The following is an 18,813-nucleotide window of genomic DNA, read 5'->3' on the forward strand; positions in this document are numbered from 1 at the left end:
GCGCTTTCAGGGACCGACGAAAGGCCGGGCGTTCTTGAGGACCGGGATCGCCGCCCGCGCTGACAAGGCCGCAGGCAGATCCAGCTCGGCCAACAGCACGCCGGGCTCGTCGTGGTCAAGCTTACCGATCACCTCGCCCCAGGGGCCGATGGCGATCGAGCGGCCCCAGGTGCCGCGGCCGTCCTCGTGGAAGCCGCCTTGCGCCGCCGCGATCACGAACGAGCCGGTCTCGATGGCGCGGGCGCGCAGCAGCACGTCCCAGTGCGCCTCGCCCGTCGGACGGGTGAAGGCGGCCGGGGCGGTGATCACCGTCGCACCGGCCAGCGCCAGCGCGCGGTGCAGGGCCGGGAAACGCATGTCGTAGCAGATGGTCAGGCCGAACTTACCCAGCGGCGTGTCGACGACCACGGCCTTCTCGCCCGGCGTATAGGTGGCCGACTCCCGTGCCGTCTCGCCGGTGGGCAGGTCGACATCGAACATGTGCAGCTTGTCGTAGGTCGCGACGATCGCGCCCGTCGGGTCGATGACGGCCTGGCGGTTGGCCGCCTTGCCGTCCTCGCGCAGCACCAGGGCCGAGCCGATGTCGATCCAGGTCCCGGTCTCGGCCGCGATCTGGCGCAGGCCGTTGACGACCACGTCGTCCTCCAGCGCGACCAGGGTCGGCAGCAGCTTGGCGCGGTCCTTCTGCAGGACGTTGGTGCATTCGGGCGTCAGCACGAACTGCGCGCCGCCCGCGATCGCCTCGCGCACCAGCGGCGCGACATGGGCCAGCGCCGACGCGTGCGTCGCGGGCGTACGGGTCTGGATCAGACCGACCTTCAAGCTCATGCGGCCAGCATCGGGTCCAGCTTGCCCTCACGCTCGAGGGCCATCATGTCGTCGCAGCCGCCGATGTGCTGCTCGCCGACGAAGATCTGCGGGAAGGTGGTGCGGCCCGAGCGCTGCATCATTTCCTGGCGGAGCGCGGGATCCATGCCGGCCTCGACCTCGGTGAAGTCGGCGCCCTTCTCGTCCAGCAGGGCGAGGGCGCGGGCGCAATAGCCGCAGAACGGGCGGGTGTAGATAGTGACGTGAGCCATGGTGCAGTCGATACCCTGGTGTTGTGCGTCCTCATATAGGACGCGCCTGCATTTCTGTAACGCGGGCGACGACGGATAACGTCACCGACGCCGCGCCGGCGGCCAGAAGCGCTCGTGCGCAGCCCTCGGCCGTCGCGCCTGTGGTCAACACGTCATCAATGAGAACGATCCGCCGGCCCTCAATCCGCGCCCGCCGCGTTTCGGGGACGACAAAGGCGGCGGCGACGTTGCGACGGCGGCCCGTCGCCGACTTGCCGCCCTGGCTGGCGGTGTCGCGCTTTCTCACCAGGACGTCGGGCAGATAGGCCAGCCCCGCCGTCCGGGCCAGCGGCCGGGCGATCTCGGCGGCCTGGTTGTAGCGACGGCTGAACAGGCGCGATCGGTGGACAGGCACCGGGACCACCGCGTCGGCCTCGTCCAACAGCTCCACCGCCGCCCGCGACAGCCAGCGGGCGAACAGCCGCGCCAACTCCGGCTGGTCGGCGTGTTTCAGCTTCAGGATCAGGTCGCGCGAGTGTTCGTCATAGACGCAGGCCGCGCGGCAACGCTGGAAGGCCCTGGGCTTGGCCAGGCAAGCGGGACACCGCTCCAGCGCCATCTCGGCATAGGCCATGGCCAGACCGCAGCCGTCGCAGACCGGATCGTCCAGGAAGGTCACCTTCGAGAAGGCCCTGGCCGACAGGCCGCCGCTGAGGGCCGCCTCCCCGTCCAGGCTGGACGGCGGAAGGAGCAGATCGAGGACACCCCGACCCAATCCTACAAAGAAGGGACGCCCTTTCCAGAACGGTCCGGAATCGCCATGTTCCGCGCGCAATGACCGCCTCCCCCCTGCTCTTCGACCGCGCCCTGCATCGCGCCCGTCTCGACCGCGCCGCGCCCGACTTCGCGGCCGCCGATTTCCTGAAGGCCCGGGCGGCCCAGGACGTTGTCATGCGGCTGGAGACGATCCTGCGACGCTTTCCGGTCGCCGTCGACCTCGGAGCCAGAAACGGTCATTTTTTCAAGGCCTTGGCCGATAGCGACGCCCGCGCCAACATCGACACGCTGATCGAGGCCGACCTGTCGGGGCGGATGCTGGGCGGCCGCGACTCCCTGCGTGTTGTCGCCGACGAGGAGCGCCTGCCGTTCGGCGACGGGACCCTGGACCTGGTCACCTCGACCCTGTCGCTGCACTGGACCAATGACCTGGTCGGCGCGCTGATCCAGATCCGCCGCGCCCTCAAGCCCGACGGCCTGTTCGTCGGGGCGATCTTCGGCGGGGCCACCCTGACCGAGCTGCGCCAGTGCCTGCTGGCCGCCGAGGCCGAGCTATCGGACGGCGCATCGATGCGCGTCTCGCCGTTCGCCGACGCCATCGACGCGGCGGGCCTGCTGCAACGGGCCGGTTTCGCCCTGCCCGTCGCCGACGTGGATCGCGTGAAGGTCCGCTACAGCCACCCGATCAAGCTGCTGCAGGACCTGCGCCGCATGGGCGAGACCAGCGTGCTGGTCGACCGCTCGCGCAAGCCGCTGACCAAGAAGATCCTGTTCCGGGCGATGGAGCTTTATGCCGAGCGCTTCGCCGAGGCCGACGGCAAGGTCCCCGCGACCTTCGAGATCGTCTCGGTCACCGGCTGGGCGCCGCATGACAGCCAGCAGAAGCCGCTGCGGCCGGGTTCGGCCAAGATGCGGCTGGCCGATGCGCTGGGAACGACGGAAGAGTCCGCAGGCGATAGGGCCGGTTAGGAGCCGATCGCGTTCGCGGTCTTGGTGAAGGCCGCCTTGATGTTGCCGCCGATCGTGGTCAGGGCGGTGATCAGGATGACGGTGATCAGGCACATGAGTACGCCGATCTCGACGGCGGTGGCGCCGCTTTCGTCACGCCAGAAACGGTTCAGAGCAGATCGCGCAGCCAGGCGACCAGCGGCTCGTCCGCCGGGGGCATCGGATAGTCCGTGAGCTTGTCGGGCTTCACCCATGCCAGCGCCTCGTGCTCCTTGCGCGCCACTTGGCCTTCCCACCGACGCAGCAGGTACAGTGGCATCAGGAGGTGAAAAGACTCGTAAGAGTGTGACGCGAACACGAACGGCGCGAGACAGGCCTGGGCGACGGTGATGCCCAGCTCCTCGTTCAGCTCGCGGATCAGGCACTGCTCCGGCGTCTCGCCCGGCTCGACCTTGCCGCCCGGAAACTCCCACAGCCCGGCCAACTGCTTGCCCTGCGGCCGCTGACAGATCAGCACGCGCCCGTCGACATCGATCAGGGCGGCGGCGGCGACAAGGACGATCGGCTTGGTCATGAGGCCGGGTTTGGCGCGGCGCTTGGCCGCTGGCAAGGCCGGGAACTGGCCCTTCCTTGACTTTTGCACTGCAACAAGCGATATCCGCCTCGCGCCGACTTGGCGCTATCGGTGCTCCAGCCGCGTGAGGGTCCTTTTTGGACCAGCCTGTCGAGCGCCCTGAAGAGCTTCTCATTAGAGAGCCCGTGCACGCGGGGCGCTCCCCGACCGACTAGCCGAGGGGCCAGCCGTGCGAGGACGCATGGGCTGCATTCGGCGCATGATTAAGACAAACATCCGTGACTCAATTCGCTGACCTTGGCCTGGCCAAGCCGCTGCTGAAGGCCCTCGCTGAAAAGGGCTACAAGGAACCCACCCCGATCCAGGCCCAGGCCATTCCGGTGGTGTTGCAAGGCAAGGACCTGCTGGGCATCGCCCAGACCGGCACCGGCAAGACCGCCGCCTTCGCCCTGCCGATCCTGCAGCGCCTGGCCGAGGACCGTAAGCCGGCTCCCCGCCGTGGCTTCCGCTGCCTGGTCCTGTCCCCGACCCGCGAACTGGCGACCCAGATCGCCGAGAACTTCAAGGCCTACGCCGTCCACATGGGCCTGTCGGTCCACACCATCTATGGCGGCGTCAAGTACGGCCCGCAGATGAAGGCCCTGGCCGGCGGCATCGACGTTCTGGTCGCCACCCCGGGCCGCCTGATGGACCACATGGCCGAGAAGTCGGCCATCGTCTCGGGCACCGAGATCTTCGTCCTGGACGAAGCCGACCAGATGCTGGACCTGGGCTTCGTGGTGCCGATCCGCAAGATCGCCAGCCAGCTGACCAAGAACCGCCAGAACCTGTTCTTCTCGGCCACCATGCCGACGGAAATCGGCAAGCTGGCCGGTGAGCTGCTGAAGGATCCGGTGCAGGTCTCGGTGGCGCCGCAGGCGACCACCGTCGAGCGCATCGACCAGCGCGTGCTGTTCATCGAGGCGCAACGCAAGCGTCCGCTGCTGGCCGAGTTGTTCGCCGACAGCAACTTCTCGCGCACCATCGTCTTCACCCGCACCAAGCGCGGCGCCGACCGGGTGGCCAAGTATCTGAACGCCGCCGGCATCGAGGCCGCCTCGATCCACGGCGACAAGACGCAAGGCCAGCGTGAGCGCGCCCTGGCCGCCTTCAAGGCCGGTGAGATGCGGGCCCTGGTGGCGACCGACATCGCCGCGCGCGGCATCGACGTCAACGACGTCAGCCACGTCATCAACTACGAGCTGCCCAACGTGCCGGAGGCCTATGTCCACCGGATCGGCCGCACCGCCCGCAAGGGCAAGGACGGCATCGCCATCAGCTTCTGCGCCGATGACGAGCGTAACCTGCTGAAGGACATTCAGAAGGCCACCCGCCAGACGATCCCGACCTTCGACCGCCGCAACGACAAGAACCTCGCCGCCGCCGCGGCCGTCGCCGACAAGCTGGCGCCGCCGGAAAAGTACGTCGATCCCCGCAAGGCCGACCCGCGCAACGACGTGCCGTCGGAACTGCGCCGCAAGCGCAACCGCAACGGCAACCGCAATGGCGGTGGCGGCGGCAACGGTGGCGGCCGCTCCGAGGGCGGCCAGAAGGCCCAGGGCAAGGGTCCGCAGCGCCAAGGCCGCGGTCCGGGTCAGGGCCAGAAGGCCCAGGGTCCCCGGAACGAGTTCCGCGGTCCCAAGCGCGACGCCGCGCCGGCCGAGAAGCGCTGGTCGCCTATCGACTAAGTGGAAATAAAACAAAGGGTTGTAAAACGGGGCGGCGAAAGCTGCCCCGTTTGTATGTCTGCGTCCTTTCGTTACAGCGCAGCTTGTCTCTACGTCGTCTATGGGTTCACCTTAACGACGGGCCGGCCAAGTGAGGCCGGATGGGGGACCAACTGCGATGGGCGAGGGTGAACCACGCGCCACGCCTGTATTGACACGCATCGCGGGCGGCGAGATGGCTGCTCGCGTGAGCGCCTTCGATTGGTCGATGACGCCCCTGGGCCCGAGGGACGCCTGGTCCCCGGCCCTGCGCCTGTCGGTCGACATGATCCTGGCCGCCAACTTCCCGATGGCCCTGCGCTGGGGGCCTGAGCTGGTCCTTGTCTACAACGACGCCTACGCCCCTGCCCTGCACGAGAACCACCCGCAGGCCCTGGGCGTGCTGTTCACCCAGACCTCGCCCGAGTTCCAGGCCTCGATCCGCGCCCTGCACGACGACATCCTGGCCGGGACCAGCCCCGGCTTCGCCTTCGACAAGCTGCCGCTGCGGGTAACGCGGGGCGGCAAGCAGGAGCTGGGTTATTTCCGGGTCAGCTACAGCCCCGTGCCCGACCCCACGGGCGCCAACGGCGTCGGCGGGGTGCTGGTCACCGCCGTCGAGATCTCGCAATCGGTCGCCGACCAGAAGACCCTGCGCGCCACCCAGGAGCGCTACGCCATGGCCCGCGAGGCAGCCGGGGTGGTCGGGGCCTGGGAGTGGGACATCAAGGCCAACAAGGTCTATGCCGACGCCCGCTACGCCGAGCTGCACAATGTCTCGCCCGAGTTCGCCGAGGCCGGCCTGCCGGCCCAGAGCTACACGCCCGCCGTCCATCCCGAGGACGCCGACCGCATCCGCGACACCGCCCTGAAGGCCGCTCGCGAAGGCGGCGACTTCTCCGAGGAGTACCGGCTGGTCCAAGCCGACGGCTCGATCCGCTGGGTCTATACGCGCGGCCGCGCCTATCTGGACGACGCGGGCCAGCCGCACCGCAACACCGGCGTCATCGTCGACATCACCGAGCGCAAGACGGTCGAGGCCGAGCTGGCCGCCGCGCGCCTGGATCTGGACCTCGCCGCCCAGGCCGCCGGCATGGGCCGCTGGGACCACAAGCCCTCGCGGGGCGAGCGATACTGGGACGCCCGCGCCCGCAGCATCTTCGGCCTGGCGCCTGACGACGAGCCCACGCAAGAGCTCTTCGATCGCCTGCTGCATCCCGACGACCTGCCGGCGATCCGCGCGGCAGTGGCCGCCGCCGTGGACCCGGCCGGTCCCGGCGCGATCAACATGGAGTACCGCATCCGCCGCGCCGACGACGGCGCCGAACGCTGGGTCGAGACGTTCGGCCAGGCCTTCTTCGAGGGCGACCAGTGCGTGCGGTTCGTCGGCGTGGTCTCGGACGTCACCGAACGCCGCGAGGCGGTCGAGCGCACGCTGCGCCAGGAGGAGACCCTGCGCCAGGCCGTCGACGCCGCCGACGTCGGCACCTGGGACCTGGACATCGACAGCGGCGCCCTGACCTGGTCGGACCGCTGCTACCAGATGTTCGGCATGACGCCGGGCGATGCAGTCGACGTCGAGACGGCCTATGCGCTGATCCACCCGGGCGACGTGGCCCGCGTGCGCGACGCCACGATCCAGGCCATGGATCCGGCCATCCGCCCGGACTACGCGGTCGAGTACCGCGCCATAGGCCGCGACGACCATGTCGAGCGCTGGCTGGGCGTGAAGGGCAAGGTGTTCTTCGGCGACGACGGCAAGGCCCACCGCTTCGTCGGGGCCGTGGTCAACATCACCGACCGCAAGCGCTCGGAGTTGCATCTGCGGCTGCTGGTCAACGAGCTGAACCACCGCGTCAAGAACAGCCTGGCCACCATCCAGGCCATCGCCGCCCAGAGCTTCACCGGCGAGCGCGCCCTGCCCCAGGCGCAGGAAGCCTTCTCCAGCCGCATCGTCGCCCTGGCCGAGGCCCACGACCTGCTGACCCGCGAGAACTGGGAGGGCGCCGAGCTGCACGACGTCACCACGCGGCTGGCAGCCCTGCACGGCGGCGCGGCGCGGTTCGAGCTGTCGGGCCCGTCCATCCGCCTGTCGCCCAAGACGGCCCTGTCGCTGTCGATGGCCCTGCACGAACTGGCCACCAACGCCATGAAGTACGGCGCGCTGTCGACGCCCGACGGCCGCATCCGCGTGGTCTGGGACTTCGCGCCGGAGCCGGGCGCGGCGCGGCTCGATTTGACCTGGACCGAAAGCGGCGGGCCGCTGGTCAAGCCGCCGACGGATCGGGGTTTCGGCTCGCGGCTGATCGAGCGGGGTCTGGCGGCGGAGCTGTCGGGCTCGGCGGCGATCGACTTTCAGCCCGAGGGGGTGGTGTGCCGGATCCGGGCGTTGCTGGAGGCTTAGGCCGAAGCCGCCCTCAACGCCGCCCCGATCTGCTCGTCCGTCCGGCGCAGGGCCATCATCACCGCGCCCGCCACGATCAGCGGCAACAGCGCCCAGACGTACCAGCCGGCCACCGCCAACGCCGTCGCGCCGCCGAACAGGAAGGCGATCAGGAGCTCGGCCAGGGCGGACAGGAACGAGCCCGTACGCCGGCGGCGGAAGTCGGCGCGTTTGCCGGGCTTCTGATGCCAGATGCCGATCAGGCCCGAGCTCCAGGCGGTCAGGCCCGCGCCGATCGCGGTCCACAGGGCGGCCAGGGGCGCGAACCAGGCCAGCACGGCGATCGGGACCGCCAGCAGCACCGCCACCGGGATCAGGGCCGCCGTCAGCTTGGCCCGGCGCAGCACGCTCATGGGTGTCGGCGAGATGGCCAGCAGGTCGGGCGTGTCCTCGGCCGAGACGGTGATCCAGATCAGGCTGCCGGCCACCTGGCCCGCCAGGAAGGTCACGGCGGCGGCCGGGCCGGCCAGGGCCCAGACCGGCAGGTGCGCGGCGTTGCGGGCCATCAGGAAGGCCAGCGGCAGCATGTACAGCACCCGCAGCAGCACCTGCGACAGCAGAGCCGCGTCGCGGCTGACCAGGCGTAGCTCCTTGCGCACCGTGGCCCGGAAAGCGCCGGCGGCGAAGGCGCGGGTCGGGCCCTTCGCGGCCTTGCGGGTCTCGGCCCCTTGGGTGGCGGCGGCCGCGTCGGCGAAGCGGCGCCCCAGCACGCGGGCGGCGAACAGGAAGATGCCGAGACCGATCGCCGTGATGACCAACAGCGGGATCGGCTGACCCAGCGCCGCGCGCAAAGGCCAGTCGGCGAACGGCGGGAGGACGATCTTGCCGTCCCGGACGTCCAGGGCGATGCGGGCGAACAGGCTCTCGCTGGCCCGCTCGCCCATCAGGTTGCGGTACTGGCTGGCCAGGAAGAAGGCCGCGCCGATCAGGGCCGCCATCACCTGGGCCACGGTGCGCGTGCGGCGCGGGCCGATCAGGGCGAACAGCGCCATGGCCAGCAGCAGGCCCACACCGGAAGCGCCCAGGGCGGCGGCGCTCAGCACCACGAACACGCTGGCCCAAGCCCAGTGTCCCAGCAGGATCGACGGCGTCAGCAGCAGCACCGCCGGCGCCAGGAACCAGAGCCCCGCATTGACCGCCAGGCCCAGCGCCCGGACGAACAGCACCTTGCGCGGCGCCAGGGGTGACGAGAACAGCAGGTCGAGGTCGTTGCGCTCGTAGAGCGCGTCCGCCGAGGCCGCCAGGGTGGTCGACAGCATCAGGGTCAGGATCACCGCCAGGATCAGGTCGGCGATCACCGCCGACAGCGGCAGGATCGGAACCTCGTGTCCGCGCACGCCCAATCCTAAGAACACCCCGCCGACCAGGATCATAGCGCCCAGGATGCCGAACGCGATGAACGCGCCGGGCCCGCTGGCCTTGCGCCCGGCCTTGAAGCCGCGCCAGGTCAGCCGCAGCTCGTGGGCCAGCAGCCAGGGCGTGCTGGCGGGCTTGAACGGCAGGCTCACGCAGCGGCCTCGGCGTTCGTCAGCTGCAGGAAGACGTCCTCCAGCGTGCGGCCGCTGGCCTCGCCGGCCTTGGCGCGCAGCTCGTCCAGCGTGCCCTCGGCCATCAGGCGGCCGCCGGCGATGATGCCGATGCGGTCAGCCATGCGCTCGGCGACTTCCAGAATGTGAGTGGTCAGGATCACCGTGCCGCCGGCGTCGACGCGGGCCTGCAGCATGTCCTTGACCAGGCGCGCGGCGGCGGCGTCGAGGCCCGTCAGCGGCTCGTCCAAGATCAGCAGCTTGGGATCGTGGATCAAGGCGCCGGCCAGGGCGACCTTCTGTTTCATGCCGCGCGAGAAGCCCTCGCAACGGCGGCGGGCCTCGTCGGTCAGGCCCAGGGTGGCCAGGAGTTCTTCGGCCTTGGTCTTGGCGGCGCGCGGCTCGATGTTCCAGAGGCCGGCGACGAACTCCAGATATTCCAGCGGGGTGAGCTTGTCGTAGATCATCGCCTCGTCGGGCGCCCAGGCCAGCAGCGCCTTGGCGCCGGCGGGGTCCTTGCGGGCGTCGACGCCGTAGATCTCGACTTCGCCGCTGTCGGGCTGGGTCAGGCCCGCGACCATGCGCAGGGTGGTGGTCTTGCCCGCGCCGTTGGGACCCAGCAGGGCGTAGAGTTCGCCGGCATGGACCGTCAGGTCGAGGTCGGACACCGCGGGCTTGGCGAACGTCTTGTTCAACCCGCGAACGATCAAGGCTTCCGTCAAACCCGCCCCCAGCACTGCAACGGCGCGATGTGAGCCCGATGCGCGCGGCGAGGCAAGAAAAAGCGCCCGCCTCCGGAAGGAAGCGGGCGCCAGCCGTCTTAGAACGCGTACTTCAGAGCCACCGTGTAGTTGCGCGGCTCGCCATAGCGGTACTGGCTGTAGAAGCCGGTCTGCGCGTAATAGGTCTTGTCCGTCAGGTTCTCGATATTGGCCTGGACCGACAGCTGCTCGTTGATCTCGTAGCGGGCCATCAGGCTGACCAGCGTATAGGCCTTCTGCGTGAAGCTGAACGGCGCGCCCGTGACCGGGTTGGTCGAGGCCGAGTAGGCCTCGCTCTGCCAGTTGACGCCGCCGCCGACCGTCAGGCCGCTGAGCGCGCCCGGCAGCTGATAGGTCGTGAACAGCTTGAGCAGCTTGCGCGGGAAGGCGGTGTTGACCTTCACGTCGTTGACGTCGCGCATCTGGAACTGGCTGTAGCCCAGCGAGATGTTCCAGTTGTCGACCGGCTTGCCGATCACTTCCAGCTCGAAGCCCTTGCTGGTCGCGCCCTTGGCCGCGATCGAGGCGCGGGTCGGCGGGGACGAGCCGGGGATGATGTGCGTCAGGTCCGGATCGGTCTGGGCCAGGTTGTCCTGGACGATGCGGAACACCGCGACCGAGGTCTGCAGCTTGTCGCCGAAGAAGGCGCTCTTCAGACCGCCTTCCAGGCTCTCACCGGTGATCGGCTTCAGATAGTCGCCCCGGAAGTCCTGGGCGTTCTGCGGCTGGAAGATCTCGGTGTAGCTGGCGTACAGGCGATGGTTCGGCGTCAGGTCGTACAGGGCGCCCAGATACGGCACCAGCACGTTGTCGTCGCCGAAGTCGAAGGTCCCGTAGTTGAAGCCCTTCTGGCGCCAGCTGGACAGGCGCGCGCCGCCGATCACCTTGAAGGCGTCGGTGACGTTCAGGCGGGTGGCGACGTAGTAGCCGCTCTGCGTGATCGTCTGGTCGACGGTCGGCGACTTGGTCTTCGAGAAGGTCGGGTGCGGAATGGCCTGCCAGTCGAAGAAGCTGCCCGCCGTCGTCGCCGCCGAGGTCGCCGCGAAGGTGTCGGTGGTCAGGTGCTGCTTGCTGCCCAACGCGCCCAGCACCAGCTCGTGCTGGCGGCCGAACAGGGTGTAGTCGCCCTTGACCTGCACATCGATGCTGTTCTGGAGGCTCTCGCCCTTGTCCTTGTAGGGGAACGGCGCCCACTGCCAGGTCCCGGCGGTCTTGTCGATCAGGCCCGACATGTAGAGCAGCTCGGTGCTCTGGGCGTTGCGGATCCAGTTGTAGTTGACGCTCAGCGACCAGCCGTTGCCGAACTGGTGCTGCAGGTTGGCGAAGATGTTCTGGTTGGTGCTGTCCCAGTAGCTCCACTTGGCCGAGGCGGTCTTGGTGCGCGGCCAGATGGCGACGCTGCCGTCGCTGTAGAAGGTGGGCAGAGCGCCCCAGGCCGGGGCGTTCGGGGCGCCCTTCTGCTGGCTGGCGCCGACGCGCAGCAGGGTGGCGTCGTCCAGGTCGGCGTCGATGACCCCGTACAGCACCGACTTCTCGTTCTTGTACCAGTCGATGAAGTTCTCGGTCTTTTCGTACTTGGCGACGGCCCGGCCACGGATCTTGCCGCTGGACGTCAGGGCGCCGGCGACGTCGGCCTGGACCTGGCGGTTGTTCCAGCTGCCGACGCTGGCGTTGATGTAGCCGTTGAGCTCGGTGCTGGTGGCGTGCTTGCGCACCAGGTTGATCGAGGCCGACGGGTCGCCCGCGCCGGTCATCAGGCCGGTGGCGCCGCGCACGATCTCGACCCGGTCATAGATCGAGACGTCGGCGATGGTCTCGCCGGCGCCGCCCGCCAGGGTCCAGGCGGTTGGGACGCTGTCGATCTGGTAGTTCTTGATCTCGAAGCCACGCGCATTGAACGTGTTGCGCACGTCGTCGACCTGGTTGGTCGCGACACCGACCGTGTTGACCACGACATCGGCCACGGTGCGCATGTTCTGGTCCAGGATGCGCTGGGCGGTGATCACGGTCACCGACTGCGGCGTCTCGCGCAGGGTCAGGCCCAGGCCGGTGGCGGTGTCGATACGGTTGTTGATCGTATACGAGCCGGTGATGACCACTTGGTCGACTTCGCTCGCGTCGGTCTTGGCCTCTTGCGCCATGGCGGGCGCGGCGAATGCGAGAAGAGCGCCGCCCGCGAGCAGCGTGGTTTTGAAGTCCATGGAACTCACCCCTGATAGGACGCCTGCCGCACGGAGAGACGCGGCGGTCGCAGGCGTTGTCGGCTTGAGACGCCGTTGATCAGGAGCCTATAACGAGCGTCACCTGCAATTGCAAATGACTCTCATCAACTTTTGGGTAGCGGTCCCTTTTAGAACTTGGTCTTGCAGCCCTGCTTCAGGTGCACGCCGCGCAGGAAGCCGCGCCGGGCCAGACCGGCGTCGACAGCGGCGTTCATACGACGGTCGTTCGGCGCCGCGCCCGTCACTTCGCGAACCAGGCCGCGGAAGGGGATGATGCTGTTGATGATGGTCTTGCCGCCCGCCTCGGCCAGCTTGCCCGCGCGGTTCTCCTCGTAGGAGTTGCCGACAATGTAGTCGGGGCCCAGCACGCCGTTCAGATCCCGCACTTCGCGAGACAGGGACACGCACGTCTTCAGCCCCTTGAGGCTGTAGGGATCGGCATAGGCCTTTTCCAGGATCGGCGGGATCTCGCGCTTGGACATGCCGACGTCGCGGACCGGCTGGCTGCCGATCTCGGTGGCCTTTTTCTTGGCCTCGCCCCAGCGACCGCCCGGCTCGTCCGGCGTGGCCGGCGGCTTGACCTGGGCCAGAGCGGGCGCAGCCGAGGCCAGCATCGCGACCAACAGTCCGGTCATGACGGTTTGCTTCAGAGACATCTCAACGCCCTCCAACCCAGGTAAACACCGATCAGGAACGATGCTTCGGGCTTGCGGTTCCGCTTGCCCGGCAAGGATTTGAATAGCTTAGTTCGGCGGGGTCGCCGCTTCCAGTTCGAAGGCCGCGTCGAACGCGTCTTCGCTGGGGACGGTCCCTTCCAGGGCGCCGATGAACAGGTCCTCCAGCGCGTCCCAGATGAAGGTCATCTGCTCCAGCACGGCCGGCACGCGGGCAGACTCGAAGCCCGGATACAGGTCCTCGACCAGCCACAGGCCGGTCTGGCCGTCATAGCCGAAGCGGCAGCCGATTAGGCGGAACTGGGCCAGGGCCATGGTCTCGAACAGCGCCGTCAGGTCGCGGGCCTCGGCCAGGTCCTCGGGGTCCAGCACCAGGCACCGCACCTGCAGCCAACCGTGGTCGGGCAGCAGGTAATAGGCGCCCTCCTCCTCACCGCCGGAGACTTCCAGGCCGCGGTCGATGGCGTCGACGACGTAGCCGGCCTCGCGGCAGGCGGTCGTCAGTTCGGCCAGCAGGGCGGCTTCCTGGTCGGGGGTGAGGTCGGTCATGGCTTAGCTCCGGTAATCGCCGTTGATGGCCACGTACTGCTTGGTCAGGTCGCAGGTCCACACCGTGGAAGACCCCTTGCCCACGCCGACGTCGACGCTGACCTCGAACTCCTGGTTCTTCACATAGGCGCTCATCTTGGCCTCGTCGTATTCGGCCGAGATCAGGCCGTCACGGGCGGCGTACAGGTCGCCGAACTTGACGCTGATCTTCTCGCGAGCCACCGGCTCGTCGGCGCGGCCCACGGCCATGACGATGCGGCCCCAGTTGGCGTCCTCGCCGGCGAAGGCGGTCTTGACCAGCGGGCTCTCGGCGATGGTGCGGGCGATCTTGCGGGCGCTGGCCGGGCTCTCGGCGCCGTTGACGGTGATCTTGACGAACTTAGTGGCGCCTTCGCCGTCGCGGACCAGCTGCAGGGCCAGGTCCAGCAGCACGTGTTCCAGCTTCTCGCGGAAGTCGGCCAGGCGCTTGTCGCCCGGACGGCTGATCTTGGGCGCGCCCGACTGGCCGGTGGCGAACAGCAGCAGGGTGTCGTTGGTCGAGCGATCGCCGTCCACCGTCACGCAGTTGAAGGTCGTGCGGGTATAGAGCGAGACCAGGGTCTGCAGCGCCGCCGGGGCGATGGCCGCGTCGGTGGCCACGAAGGCCAGCATGGTGGCCATGTCGGGCGCGATCATGCCCGAGCCCTTGGCGATGCCGGCGATCTTCACTTCCACGCCGTCGATCAGGGCGGTGGCGTAGGCGCCCTTCGGGAAGGTGTCGGTGGTCATGATCGCGCGACCGGCCTGGGCCCAGGCGTCGGCGGTCAGGCGCGCTTCGACTTCCGGCAGGCGGGCGGTGATCTTGCTGTCGTCCAGGATGACACCGATGACGCCAGTCGAGGCCATCATCACGTCGCGCTGGCGGCAGTCCATGCGCTTGCCCACGGCCGTGGCCACGCGGCGCACCGCGTCGGCGCCGGGACGGCCGGTGAAGCTGTTGGCGCAGCCGGCATTGACCACCAGGGCGCGGACGTCCGCCCCGCCGGTGGCGGCCAGCTGGCGCTTGCACCAGTCCACAGGGGCCGAGCCGACGCCGTGACGGGTGAAGACGCCCGCCGCCGAGGTGCCCTCGGCGAAACGCATCAGCAGCAGGTCCTCGCGCTCGTGCTTGTAGAAGCCGGCGCGACCCGTGGCGATCTCCACGCCCGGGATCGGCGGGATATGCGGGAACGGCACGGCCAGGGGCGAGATGGCCAGGCCCGGCTTGCCCGCGCCGGTGGCGGCGGGCTTCGCGGGAGCAGGCGTGGCCGGAGCCGGCGTCGTCTCGCCGGCCGACTTCTGGGCGCGGCGCAGGCCGGCGCGCTTCAGGGCCGAGGTCAGGGGATCGACGATCGCGTCGATCACGCCGCTGGCGCGCTCGGCCGGCGTCGGCGCGGCTTCAGGAGCCTTCGCGGCCGTCTTCTTGCCGGAAGTCTTGGGAGTCTTGGTCATGAGCCGCTCTTATTTCTTAGCGGGTTGAGCAGGAGGCGGCGGAGCCGAGGCCGGCGCGCCGGCCGGCGGCTCGGGCGGCGCCGAAGCCGGTTCCTGGGCGCCGGCGGGGCCGGGCGCGTCGGCGGTCTTGCCGATCAGCATCTCGACCTTGGCCGAGCCGCGCAGCTTTTCGAGGATGTCGCGGACCTGATCATAGGTCAGGAAGCGCACGATCTGCGGCCGCGCGGACTCCAGGGTGATCGGCTCCTCGGTGCGCTTGTCCTCGACCTTGACCAGCACCCAGCCGCCCTCGGCCGCGAACGGACCGACCAGCGCGCCCTTGGCGGCGTCCTTCAGGGCCACGCCATAGGGCTCGGGCATCACGTCCAGGGTGAAGTAGCCCAGGTCGCCGCCGTTGAAGCGGGTGGCCTGGTCGGTCGAGCGCTCCATGGCCAGGGCGTCGAACGAGGCGCCGGAGGCCAAGAGCTTCTTGACGCTGTCGGCCTCGGCCTGGCTGCCGACGATGATCTGGCGGGCGCGGATCTCTTCCGAGCGCTTCGAAAGCTTCTGCTGCTCGGCATAGAGCTTGCGGATGGCGTCCTCGGTGACGGCCTTCTCGACCACGCCCTCGACCAGCATGTCGCCCAGGATGCGCTCGCGGGCGGCGGCCAGGCGGCGCTGGGCGATGGCTTCCTTGTCGATCTTGCGCTTGGTCGCCTCGGCGGCCAGCAGCTTCTGGTCGATCACCTCGTCCAGGCGCTGACGGAAGACCTCGCTGGAGATGTCCAGCGGCTCGCCTTCGCTGATCAGGCCTTGCGCCACGGCCTCGCGTTTGACGTCCGACGCCCAGATCACCTGGCCGTTGACGCGCGCCACGGCGGTGTCGCCGGGCTCGGGCGGACGCTCGGCGACCTTGTTCTGGCCGCACGAGGCCAGCACCAGGGCGCAGGCGACGGCGCCGATCAAACGAGAGAGGCGGAAAGTGGTCTTCAAGGCCAAGATCTCCGGCTTTGTTGCAGACGGCTCTAGCGTGCTTTTTCGCCGAGTGGAAACGGCTTCGCCATCGAAAGCGTTCGACCTAGCGAAAACTGAGGCGGGACGGCCACTAACGGCCCTTAAAGCCTTACTTACACCGGGGTCTTCGCGTTGACACCAAGATGACCGGTGCTTAAGTCTCCGGCCGCACCGGAAGAGTGGATTTTTCCGTTAATCCAGTGCGACTCCATATTCCGTAGTCGAGGCCGCACAGCCTTAGCGCCGGCCTCCTCGTCAAAACGTCCCTTTCGGATTCCCCCTGCATGCTTGGTCTCGCCAAAAAGCTCTTCGGCTCTTCGAACGAACGCAAGGTCAAGACCTTCCAGGCGCGGGTCGCCAAGATCAATGCGCTGGAGTCGGAATACGCCGCCCTGTCGGACGAGGCCCTGAAGGCCAAGACCGCCGAGTTCAAGGACCGCCTGGCCAAGGGCCAGACCCTGGACGACGTGCTGAACGAAGCCTTCGCCGTCGTGCGCGAGGCCGGCAAGCGCGTGCTGGGCATGCGCCACTTCGACGTCCAGCTGGTCGGCGGCATGGTGCTGCACTTCTCGGGCATCTCGGAAATGCGCACGGGTGAAGGCAAGACCCTGGTCGCCACCCTGCCCACCTATCTGAACGCCCTGGAAGGCAAGGGCGTCCACGTCATCACCGTCAACGACTACCTGGCCACCCGCGACGCCGACTGGATGGGCCAGATCTACAACTTCCTGGGCCTGAGCTATGGCGTCATCGTCAATGGCCTCTCGCAAGGTGAACGTCAGCGCGCGTACCGCAGCGACATCACCTACGGCACCAACAACGAATTCGGCTTCGACTACCTGCGCGACAACCTCGTCTACAGCGTCGAGGAAATGGTCCAGCGCGGCCACAACTTCGTCATCGTCGACGAAGTGGACTCGATCCTGATCGACGAAGCCCGCACCCCGCTGATCATCTCGGGCCCGACCGAGGACCGCAGCGAGTTCTACAAGACGATCGACGTGCTGGTGAAGCAGCTGATCCTCGACAAGGGCACCTACGACCACGACGAGAAGCAGAAGCAGGTCATCCTGACCGAGGACGGCCAGGAGAAGATCGAAGAGATCCTGATGTCGGGCGGCCACCTGGCCGAGGACTCGGCGGGTCTGTACGACGCCGCCAACGTCTCGGTGGTGCACCACGTCAACCAGGCCCTGCGCGCCAACATCCTGTACACGCGCGACAAGGACTACATCGTCAAGGGCGGCGAAGTCGTCCTGATCGACGAGTTCACCGGCCGCATGATGACCGGCCGCCGCCTGTCGGAAGGCCTGCACCAGGCCATCGAGGCCAAGGAAGGCGCCGACATCCAGCCCGAGAACCAGACCCTGGCCTCGGTGACCATCCAGAACTACTTCCGCCTCTACAAGAAGCTGTCGGGCATGACCGGCACGGCTTCGACCGAGGCCCAGGAATTCGACGACATCTACAAGATGGGCGTGTCGGAAATCCCGACCAACCGCACCATCCAGCGCATCGACGATGACGATGAGGTCTATCGCACCGAGCGCGAGAAGAACGAGGCCATCCTCAAGCAGATCGCCGACTGCCACATGCGCGGCCAGCCGATCCTGGTCGGCACCGTCTCGATCGAGAAGTCGGAAGAGCTGTCCAAGCTGCTGACCAGCTACTCGTTCGAGAACGACGGCAAGAAGCAGAAGGGCATCCCGCACCAGGTGCTGAACGCTCGCTTCCACGAGCAGGAAGCCGGCATCGTCGCCGACGCGGGCGTGCCCGGCGCGGTGACCATCGCCACCAACATGGCCGGCCGCGGCACCGACATCCAGCTGGGCGGCAATGTCGACATGCGCCTGGCCTCGTGGCGCCAGCAGCAGCGCGGCATGGGCCTGGAGATCGACCACCAGGACGAGCTGGCCCAGAAGGCCGCCCTGGAAGCCGAGATCGCCGGCGCCAAGGCCGCGGCGCTGGCCGCCGGCGGCCTGTTCGTGCTGGGCACCGAGCGCCACGAAAGCCGCCGCATCGACAACCAGCTGCGCGGTCGTACCGGCCGTCAGGGCGACCCGGGTCGTTCGAAGTTCTTCCTGTCGTGTGAAGACGATCTGCTGCGCATCTTCGCCGGCGAGCGCCTGGACGCGATCATGCGCACCTTCGGCGTCCAGGAAGGCGAGGCGATCACCCACAAGTGGCTGAACAACGCCATCGCCACGGCGCAAAAGCGCGTCGAGCAGCGCAACTACGAGATCCGCAAGAACCTCCTGAAGTACGACGACGTCGTCAACGACCAGCGCAAGGCCGTGTTCGAGCAGCGCCAGGAGTTCATGGAGTCGACCGACCTCTCGGACATCATCGCCGAGATGCGCCAGGACACGATCGACGACCTGGTCGCTCGCCACCTGCCGCCCAAGGCCTATGCCGAGCAGTGGGACATCGACGGCCTGAAGGAACGCGTTCAGTCGATCCTGGGCCTGGACCTGCCGATCGAAGCGTGGGCCGCCGAGGAAGGCATCGCCGACGAAGAGATCAAGGACCGCATCCAGAAGGCGGCCGACGCCTACGCCGCACAGCGCGAAGAGATCATCACGCCCGACCAGATGCGCTCGGTCGAGAAGAACTTCCTGCTGCAGATGATCGATCTGCAGTGGCGCGAACACCTGATGCACCTGGACCATCTGCGCAACGTCATCGGCCTGCGCGGCTACGGCCAGCGTGATCCGCTGAACGAGTACAAGACCGAAGCCTTCTCGCTGTTCGAGAAGCTGCTGGGCGACCTGCGCACCAACACCACCCGCTGGCTGATGACGGTCGAGATCGCCTATGCCGAGCCGGAAGTCCCGCACCAATCGCTGGACAACCTGGTCGAGGTCCACCTGGACCCGCTGACCGGCGAGAACGCCGCCGTCGCCGGCGCCATTCCCGACGGCCTGTCTCCGCAACAACGCGAAGCCCTGCCCGTCTCGGCCCTGCCGGAAGGCTGGGACCGCACCAACCGCAACAGCGCCTGCCCCTGCGGCTCGGGCAAGAAGTTCAAGCAGTGCCACGGCTCGCTGGTGAAGTGAGCCTCTAGGCCGCTCTG

At 68.2% G+C, this 18,813-nt stretch carries 16 protein-coding genes; 4 read left to right on the top strand and 12 right to left on the bottom strand.

The window, feature by feature from the left end:
• Positions 1-6: 6 nt before the first annotated feature.
• From AC07NF_RS23445 to AC07NF_RS23455, 3 genes are read right to left on the bottom strand one after another with little or no spacing between them, the layout of a single operon-like run.
• Positions 7-828, bottom strand: a complete 822-nt coding sequence (locus tag AC07NF_RS23445) for a carbon-nitrogen hydrolase family protein (protein WP_494633107.1) — start codon at positions 826-828, stop codon at positions 7-9.
• A complete protein-coding gene (gene grxC, locus AC07NF_RS23450) occupies positions 825-1,079 on the bottom strand; it encodes a glutaredoxin 3 (RefSeq protein WP_494633110.1) in 255 nt (84 codons plus the stop codon). Before grxC ends, AC07NF_RS23445 begins: the two co-directional genes overlap by 4 nt.
• Positions 1,080-1,110: 31 nt before the next feature.
• A complete protein-coding gene (locus AC07NF_RS23455; RefSeq protein WP_494633112.1) occupies positions 1,111-1,893 on the bottom strand; it encodes a ComF family protein in 783 nt (260 codons plus the stop codon).
• Between AC07NF_RS23455 and AC07NF_RS23460 the strand changes: the two genes are divergently transcribed.
• On the top strand, positions 1,893-2,804 hold the full coding sequence (locus AC07NF_RS23460; protein ID WP_494633114.1) for a methyltransferase domain-containing protein: 912 nt from the start codon (positions 1,893-1,895) through the stop codon (positions 2,802-2,804). The two genes, AC07NF_RS23455 and AC07NF_RS23460, sit on opposite strands and share 1 nt — an antisense overlap.
• Here AC07NF_RS23460 and AC07NF_RS23465 read toward each other — a convergent pair.
• Positions 2,801-3,037, bottom strand: a complete 237-nt coding sequence (locus tag AC07NF_RS23465) for a Flp family type IVb pilin (RefSeq protein WP_492813284.1) — start codon at positions 3,035-3,037, stop codon at positions 2,801-2,803. The genes AC07NF_RS23460 and AC07NF_RS23465 overlap by 4 nt on opposite strands.
• Complete coding sequence (gene mutT / locus AC07NF_RS23470) at positions 2,953-3,357, bottom strand: 8-oxo-dGTP diphosphatase MutT (RefSeq protein ID WP_492813556.1); 405 nt, start codon at positions 3,355-3,357, stop codon at positions 2,953-2,955. Before mutT ends, AC07NF_RS23465 begins: the two co-directional genes overlap by 85 nt.
• A 278-nt stretch (positions 3,358-3,635) precedes the next feature.
• Here mutT and AC07NF_RS23475 point away from each other — a divergent pair, with 278 nt between their 5' ends.
• Positions 3,636-5,084 carry a DEAD/DEAH box helicase gene (locus AC07NF_RS23475; protein ID WP_494633117.1) on the top strand — a complete coding sequence of 483 codons (1,449 nt, stop codon included), beginning with the start codon at positions 3,636-3,638 and terminating at the stop codon, positions 5,082-5,084.
• Between the two features lie 214 nt (positions 5,085-5,298).
• On the top strand, positions 5,299-7,506 hold the full coding sequence (locus AC07NF_RS23480) for a PAS domain-containing protein (RefSeq protein ID WP_494633119.1): 2,208 nt from the start codon (positions 5,299-5,301) through the stop codon (positions 7,504-7,506).
• On the opposite strand, the gene AC07NF_RS23485 is transcribed toward AC07NF_RS23480, so the two are convergent.
• The 7 genes from AC07NF_RS23485 to AC07NF_RS23515 all read right to left on the bottom strand — a co-directional run bounded on the left by AC07NF_RS23485 (position 7,503) and on the right by AC07NF_RS23515 (position 15,725).
• Positions 7,503-9,053, bottom strand: coding sequence for a hypothetical protein (locus AC07NF_RS23485; RefSeq protein ID WP_494633122.1), 1,551 nt, complete (start codon positions 9,051-9,053; stop codon positions 7,503-7,505). The two genes, AC07NF_RS23480 and AC07NF_RS23485, sit on opposite strands and share 4 nt — an antisense overlap.
• On the bottom strand, positions 9,050-9,805 hold the full coding sequence (locus tag AC07NF_RS23490) for an ABC transporter ATP-binding protein (RefSeq protein ID WP_494633263.1): 756 nt from the start codon (positions 9,803-9,805) through the stop codon (positions 9,050-9,052). Before AC07NF_RS23490 ends, AC07NF_RS23485 begins: the two co-directional genes overlap by 4 nt.
• An 86-nt stretch (positions 9,806-9,891) precedes the next feature.
• Entirely contained in the window at positions 9,892-12,033 is a 2,142-nt protein-coding gene (locus AC07NF_RS23495) for a TonB-dependent siderophore receptor (RefSeq protein ID WP_494633124.1), read from the bottom strand.
• Positions 12,034-12,182: 149 nt separating this feature from the next.
• The gene (locus AC07NF_RS23500; protein WP_492813294.1) at positions 12,183-12,710 is read right to left on the bottom strand and encodes a hypothetical protein; all 528 of its coding nucleotides are present in this window, start codon (positions 12,708-12,710) and stop codon (positions 12,183-12,185) included.
• A gap of 87 nt (positions 12,711-12,797) precedes the next feature.
• A complete protein-coding gene (locus AC07NF_RS23505; RefSeq protein ID WP_494633127.1) occupies positions 12,798-13,277 on the bottom strand; it encodes a hypothetical protein in 480 nt (159 codons plus the stop codon).
• A 3-nt stretch (positions 13,278-13,280) separates the two neighbouring features.
• On the bottom strand, positions 13,281-14,747 hold the full coding sequence (gene argJ, locus AC07NF_RS23510; RefSeq protein ID WP_494633129.1) for a bifunctional glutamate N-acetyltransferase/amino-acid acetyltransferase ArgJ: 1,467 nt from the start codon (positions 14,745-14,747) through the stop codon (positions 13,281-13,283).
• 9 nt (positions 14,748-14,756) lie between these two features.
• Positions 14,757-15,725: a peptidylprolyl isomerase gene (locus AC07NF_RS23515; protein WP_492813299.1), complete on the bottom strand. Its 969-nt coding sequence runs from the start codon at positions 15,723-15,725 to the stop codon at positions 14,757-14,759.
• Positions 15,726-16,024: 299 nt separating this feature from the next.
• On the opposite strand from AC07NF_RS23515, the gene secA reads away from it, so the two are divergent.
• Positions 16,025-18,796: a preprotein translocase subunit SecA gene (gene secA, locus AC07NF_RS23520; protein ID WP_494633132.1), complete on the top strand. Its 2,772-nt coding sequence runs from the start codon at positions 16,025-16,027 to the stop codon at positions 18,794-18,796.
• Positions 18,797-18,813: the final 17 nt, after the last annotated feature.

Source organism: Caulobacter sp. GW821-FHT10A06 (assembly GCF_059415805.1).